The sequence below is a fragment of the Bradyrhizobium sp. th-b2 genome, from assembly GCF_000426785.1.
In the GTDB taxonomy this organism is placed as follows: Bacteria; Pseudomonadota; Alphaproteobacteria; order Rhizobiales; family Xanthobacteraceae; genus Bradyrhizobium; species Bradyrhizobium septentrionale.
Map to the genome: position 1 here is coordinate 1 of NZ_AUGA01000156.1, position 6,096 is coordinate 6,096.

Here is a 6,096-nt window from a genome sequence, read left to right on the forward strand (position 1 = left end):
CGCTTGTGCCTATGCCTGACCACAGGCTTAACTGGCGGCGACGCACTGTCTGGAAGTGATCACAGAGAGGGGACGATGTCCAAGCACGACAAAGCATCGGATTTCCGGGACGTGTTGGTCGCCGACGGCAGCTTCCATCAAGCTGCCGGCGGCGTTCAGGCCGTAGAGAGCCGGTGGTCGTAGCGCCGTGGACCGCGGTTACGTATTCGAGCCCACCACGTTCAGGCCGCCCGCTCCGCCGAAGGTGAGCGGGTCTTGTGTGTTCAGCACGTTATCCCAGCTGCTGCCGCGCGTCGTCATTTCGGCTCGTCACGACGGATGCGGACTTGCGCGCAAAGCTCGCATCCTACGGGGAGGGTGCGACTTACATGCTCCGCGATCTCGCTGCGACGTAATCTCCCTCCAGGGCCGCGGTCCCATGCCGAATCAACTTTGAGCGAAGGAATCAGAACCCGCTGATCAGGTACAGGACCCTAATCGTGTTAGCGAGGAATCGCTTCCACCGAATTGTCTCATCGGGATTTACTCCGCCAACTTTATGTTTCGTTCTTGGGCGTTCTGGCTGCCTGTCTTTGTTGATGCAGCAAATGCGGGCGCGTTTTGCTTGCGCCGGTGACGCGCTCCAGGTTCACCCAGAGCATTAGCGTAAACGGCTTGAAGCGCACGTAGCGTTAGGTTGTAAGATAAAGGGAATTTGCGGGCGCCGCCAGAGCCGATTTTGCGGGCGCCCCCGGAGCCGATCATGACGAAAAGATAAGAATGCTTCAGTTCTCAAATGGAGCTCCGCATGAACATGTTCGAAACGCGGCGTGAGGCAGCTGGGCGAGGGAGCCGACTTCGTTGTGTCGACTAATCATCGCGATGAACGTTTCCCGGCCCCGTTGGGTCCAGGCAAGAAGATACGTTCTGGCTAAGTATGATCCGACAGATCGGATCCATTGGCCGTGGTCCGTTTTGCGTTGTCGATGTGTGCAGCCAATGCCGTGGTGGACGGTAAAGACGCCTAGAACCGGAAGCTGTCAAAATCGCGGAGCGCGGGACGCATCGACGGAATGGTCGCACTAGCTATGGCAAAAGGGGCCGCACCGCTCGATGAAACCAAGCCGCCGCGCAAATACCAGTTGCTGTTCGCATAGAGAAGGAGATTTGCAATGAAGCTGTTCGATATGCATCTAGAATTCGGCCAATCCAACATCAGAACGCGATGCGATTCGGACAGATCGATGGAGTCTTGGCCGACTGGAACGCGACTCTCGATGAGAACGGCTTCCAAGGGGAAGAGCAGCGCCGGTCAAAATCGTCAGAATTCATCGTTGATCGATTGGGCGAAGACCTGCACCACAATAATCACGAGGTTCCTATGATTGCATCGCCGCGGCGCTGTTTCTGATCTCAACGGGGCCGATTGGCGCAACGGCGATGCCGTACCTTCGCCAGGGCGGTGTCGTCGTAATAAATGAAATCACCGAAGTTGGAGAGCGGAAGTACAATTTTCGAACCAAGTTCGATGAGAAGACCTCGGCATCGATGCAATTATACGATCTCGGTTCATCGGAGTCGCCTTCTACCACTTGGATCTACCGGCCATTGCCACACGATGAAGGGATAAGACTTCACGCCTCCGGCTTGGCCAAAATCTCGGCGATCGTTTCACCATACATGCAGCGCCAACCGTCGTCTGTCAGCCGCCAGCCAATTTCCCCTTAGTGACGAGCATTTGGGCCGGCTTCGATCAACCCCACTGCCACCAGGCCCTCAATGGTCTTCGTGCCGACGCCAGTCCCGAGTTCGGCTTTGATGTGGAAATTGACGTAGTCCACGTCATGCGGTCCAGCGCTTGGCGCTCCTTTGCCATGAGGAGTCTATGCATTGGTTCACCGCCTAAATGGCGCCGCCAGCCGTTGGCTACTCATGTTCACGCACTAATTGGTCGTGAGACGCTTGGAAGTTGTCAGTAATTTCCGTCAAGAGCTGGAACATCATCTTTACGCTGATCAAATTGTCCAAGGTCGGATTCAACATGTTCAGAACCGAAGAAACCTGCATCAATGATCGAGCGGTAGCGTGTCCGGGATCCGCCAAGCCGGCATTGCTGGGACTCGCCAGAAGAACCTTCATTTCGTCCATCAGCCCTAACTTGAACAGCACGCCCTTTGGATTTGCGTGAACATTATGGCTTGCCAGGCGATAGTAGGGACGAGGTGATCGAGCTCGACGGCCTCAAATATGTCTTCGATCTTCGGACTGGCCTTTTTTAGATGCTCAGCAGCCCAACCCTGCTGGGTCTTAAAGTTGCGTCCATACCTTGATAGCGCCGCCGCGTATTGGCTCTCAAGGTGTTGCATTTCTTCGTCGCTGCAGGGTTCTTGACCCAACTTTGTGCAGTGCTTTTGATACTGCAACGCCGCCCGGCGGGTCTCTACAACTTCATGCGCGAAATAGCGCTCCGCTAAAATCTTCCCCGTGTTCCCCGATCAGACTGGCCACCGCCGTCGCCTCGCGGAGCGTCCGCCATCTAGCCATAGCGGCATCAGCAAATCCTCCGCTCAGCAACCAGATGATTTCCTGGGTAATCTGGCAGGATCGCGCGTGAAGCAGGCGGATGGCCGCCATCGAATAGGCGATTGGCTCTGGCTCTGACACGCCATGCGCTATGTTGTTTCCGAATTCGCTGGCAATTGTAACGAGCAATCGAGCTCCTCGAGTCCGGCTCCCCAACGCTCAGCGATCCTGCTCCGGAAGCCGTCCAAGCTGTCCTTCTGTTCCGTCGCGTGCTCTTGCCATCCCCGCTTAAGAGTGGAGAGCAATTGCGTCGAAACTTTCTCTGTGAAGTCGTTTGTCAGAGATGGAATTTGATCCTCAAGATCGCCAAGCCGTCGCGACAGCTCGTCTTCATCACGTCGATCAAATATTATCTCGACCGGCTCGCCGGCTCCCCCATCATCGACCGTCACCGCATCGACGCTGTTTGCTTGAAGGAGTCCGTCGACTAAGCTGGCGAGGTGATTTTCAGCTATATGCACGCCTTGCTCGCGAATCTTCTCCTGGATCAATTTGGCGGCCACTTCACGGGCCATGTCGTGAAGGCTTCGATTGAAAGCTTCTTGTATTGACCCCGAGTGGAGCGGCGGTGCAAACTTCATTTGGCGCGAGTGCATCGCTTAGACATCGTAACTTCCGTCGGGCAATTTCTTGCGTTTCGTCTTAGGAACTGGCTTAACTTTGGTCGTGTCAATTGTCGCCAGCTTTGGCTTGAATGTCTTTAAGGGCTTCCGCTTCGGTCCCGTTTTTGTTGTGGTGGCCACAGGCTGTTTCCCTTTAATGAATATAAGAAGGGAATGTGCCACAACCTAAGCGGGCAGGAAAGCCAAGGGCTGGGGCTCTCACGCCCGCCACTCCGCGGCTCGGCTTTCACTCGAACTTCCGCGCCATGGACGCATGCGTCCAATTCTTGATTTTGACCCAATGCGGGCATCGGCCGCCGCGGTATGGGCGATCGGAGCGCTTCGATACCAAGCCCTCAAAGCCGAACTCGCAGGCCTTCCGGAAGAGGTCCGGGCCGATCTCACCTTGCTCGAAGTCCGAGACAAAGATGCCCCTCCGGCCGGAGCGCGAGGGCCGACAGGCTGGTCACGGGCAATCCGGAAGACTAAGAAGATTGTCGGGAAGAAAACGATTGTTCTCGGTATTGAGGTACTCGCGACCATCGTGTTTTTTGACGGTCACCTTGACCGTCTTGCCCTGCTCAGTGACCTCATAAGCGCTTTTGTCGCGTCTGACGTTTGCAATGGCTGTTTCTTCCGTGTCTTGCCATCCTGAACCACCGACTGCTTGAATGCGCCGATGGCGGTCTTGATGGTTAGGCAGCCTGGCAATGCAGGTAATGCGGCGAGTCATGGCTCACTCCGATTCGTCTCCAGCGGCGGAACGGCATCCAGCAAATCCCCAATCAACCAAGCGAGGATACACAAACTGGGGAGCAGCCTTATGGCCCGACGGGCGTCATTATTATCCGGACCAGCAGGACGGCGCTTAAGACCGCAAGGCCAATACAAATGCGGCCAAGGTTGAATAAGAACGGAAGTGTGATCGTTCGAACATGCCACGCTCCTCTTGTCCTTGACGCGAGCGGGTACCGCTCCTGCATTTGTATCCTAAACTCCATGCCGCGAGTTCTTTCTTTAGGCGTGCAAGCTTGGCGACCCCGGCTTCGGGATCGCGGCCTCTCACCTGGCGCTTTAGCTCTCCCGCGTCGCGACAAGGTCTCGTCTGAGAATGCCGACCCGTTTGTTGAGCGCGTGGCGCAACGCATTGCCCTCACATACCAGCAGACCGCTTGGACATACAATCCATCATGACCCGTTGAATCTGGACTAGTGTCATACTTTCGATCTGGGCAATGCGCTTCTTAACTCCGGCACGCAAGTTGGTAGTCTTTTTAGACATCGAACAGAGTCCTGATGCTCCACTGGACAGCCCGAAAAGCTAACGGCGGTTCACCGTACAGCACCAACATTGGATCAGGCTCCTACCTATTCTAGGGGGCGCCGGCCGCCCGGATCGCGGTCGGCACCCGGCGCATACTCCTCCATTCTTCAAGTCAGAGGGACAAGCAGGACTCGATCGCGCCGGGGCGGGATGACAACCGAAGGACGGCTCACGCCATTTAAGGGGCAATCCGTTGTGCGGGTGAGCCTTGGTGTATGTCGTCCGGCAACGTCGTCGCCAAGGCTCTCACGTCCTCAGCGAATAGGCGTCTCTCCCGCGGGACCCTGGGGGCTTGGGGCAGCTCAAAAATACCGCAACCCCGTAGGATCCCGCATTGCCAAGCCTCCAATAGAGCAGCATGTTTCGTCTGGGATTCATTGGAGGGAGAACCGTAGTGATCTCGCAAGCGGACGTCGGAGCGGTCGGCCAATCATTCAGCCGTGCCGGACGATAGAAGAGCTGAGGCCGTTGCCGCGGAAATGAACGGCGCCGGGTTTAAGAATGTTGCGATCGGGGACACAAGCCGGCCCGCGAAATGAACAGTCGGTGAGCAGTCTTCTCTAGTATGGAATTGCTGCTTGCGAGACAGTGCGCTCTAGCTCTTCTACGGCACGTACAGCGCCCTTGGTTGACGGAAAGAAATGCGTCGGTGAGTGCGTCGATCTCGCCGTTCCAGCCATCGGCCGCGGGCTCGCGCGGCACGCCGCTGACGGTCACCACCTCGGATAGCTTGGGCACCTTGCCCACCGGCGCCGCGGTCAGACTCATCCACTGATAGGACCGATCCCTCGGGATCACCGAGCGCACGGCCGATGAAGGAGCAAAGCTTGCAGCCGTCTGGCGCTCTCCGCTTCTGTTGCCGTCTGCCGACCAGGGTGATCTGGTTGCTCTCGCTGTGGGTACGGTTTCGCTGTGGGGGACGGCCTGGGAGCACGACACGGGATACCGCGCGCAATTCGGGCGCGTGCGAACTGTCGATGATCTGTTGGTAGGTGAGGAGTTCGAGCGCCGCCAGACAGAGTGCGACCTACTCGATCTGGTACGAAACAACTACGGCTTAAAGAAAGGAGTAGCCACATGCTGTTCTTTGTCGATCTCGCCCTCGCGCCTCTGCAGTTCATGGCCTCGTTTTGCGACGAGATGGTGAGGCCGCTGACGCGATCGGTGCGCCCTGCCATCGCGGGCCCGGCCCAGATAATTCCTATCACCCCAGAGCGTCGGGCGCGCCGGAAGCGGAAGATTCTGCGTCGCCTGCAGCTCGGCTATTAAGGAGGCTGCGCTGATGACCGTGGGGATGTCCCGATTGGTGTTGAACTAGGTCGGGCCGACGTTGCCGGAATGAATGTTACGCGGCCCTCGAGACGTGGGCAACGAGCTTGATCGTCATGCGATCGTGGCGAGCTTGAAGGGCCGCACGTAGAACCGACAATTGCTTATGCGCCTTCAATCGTCGAAAGCCCTTGTTGGCCTCGATCATGCCGGCCGCGACCCATCGCAAGGCCATACCGGCATCCCGGCAGCGTTCGGCGTTGCGCGTGACGCGGCGAATGGTGCCCATCATGTTCTCGGCGATGTTGGTCCAGGCGAGCGATCGCCGAAGCTCCTTCG

At 57.3% G+C, this 6,096-nt stretch carries 8 protein-coding genes and 2 pseudogenes; 4 read left to right on the top strand and 6 right to left on the bottom strand.

Annotated elements, in window-relative coordinates:
- The 3 genes and pseudogenes from K359_RS64090 to K359_RS65455 form a co-directional block, all read left to right on the top strand.
- Positions 1 to 183: hypothetical protein (locus tag K359_RS64090; RefSeq protein ID WP_035978416.1), on the top strand; the 183-nt coding region annotated here is incomplete at its 5' end.
- A 116-nt stretch (positions 184 to 299) separates the two neighbouring features.
- Positions 300 to 395, top strand: a pseudogene (locus tag K359_RS65450) (GNAT family N-acetyltransferase); the annotation flags it as partial.
- 836 nt (positions 396 to 1,231) lie between these two features.
- On the top strand, positions 1,232 to 1,390 hold the full coding sequence (locus tag K359_RS65455; RefSeq protein ID WP_166209516.1) for a hypothetical protein: 159 nt from the start codon (positions 1,232 to 1,234) through the stop codon (positions 1,388 to 1,390).
- Positions 1,391 to 1,905: 515 nt separating this feature from the next.
- Here K359_RS65455 and K359_RS58075 read toward each other — a convergent pair.
- From K359_RS58075 to K359_RS60470, 5 genes are all read right to left on the bottom strand, one after another.
- A complete protein-coding gene (locus tag K359_RS58075) occupies positions 1,906 to 2,127 on the bottom strand; it encodes a hypothetical protein (RefSeq protein ID WP_029085079.1) in 222 nt (73 codons plus the stop codon).
- 5 nt (positions 2,128 to 2,132) lie between these two features.
- Positions 2,133 to 2,456, bottom strand: a complete 324-nt coding sequence (locus K359_RS66585; RefSeq protein WP_371261261.1) for a hypothetical protein — start codon at positions 2,454 to 2,456, stop codon at positions 2,133 to 2,135.
- On the bottom strand, positions 2,428 to 2,613 hold the full coding sequence (locus K359_RS66590; RefSeq protein ID WP_224497072.1) for a DUF5677 domain-containing protein: 186 nt from the start codon (positions 2,611 to 2,613) through the stop codon (positions 2,428 to 2,430). The genes K359_RS66585 and K359_RS66590 overlap by 29 nt, the downstream gene beginning before the upstream one ends.
- A 38-nt stretch (positions 2,614 to 2,651) precedes the next feature.
- Positions 2,652 to 3,077 (bottom strand): hypothetical protein, encoded by a 426-nt coding sequence (locus K359_RS62695; protein WP_156929100.1) that lies wholly within the window; start codon positions 3,075 to 3,077, stop codon positions 2,652 to 2,654.
- Positions 3,078 to 3,630: 553 nt separating this feature from the next.
- Complete coding sequence (locus K359_RS60470; protein ID WP_084518836.1) at positions 3,631 to 3,897, bottom strand: DUF3892 domain-containing protein; 267 nt, start codon at positions 3,895 to 3,897, stop codon at positions 3,631 to 3,633.
- A gap of 1,668 nt (positions 3,898 to 5,565) precedes the next feature.
- On the opposite strand from K359_RS60470, the gene K359_RS0146395 reads away from it, so the two are divergent.
- Positions 5,566 to 5,757 carry a hypothetical protein gene (locus K359_RS0146395; RefSeq protein ID WP_029085083.1) on the top strand — a complete coding sequence of 64 codons (192 nt, stop codon included), beginning with the start codon at positions 5,566 to 5,568 and terminating at the stop codon, positions 5,755 to 5,757.
- Positions 5,758 to 5,833: 76 nt separating this feature from the next.
- Here the strand turns inward: K359_RS0146395 and K359_RS56180 are convergent.
- Positions 5,834 to 6,096 (bottom strand): annotated as a pseudogene (locus K359_RS56180) (IS256 family transposase); the annotation flags it as partial.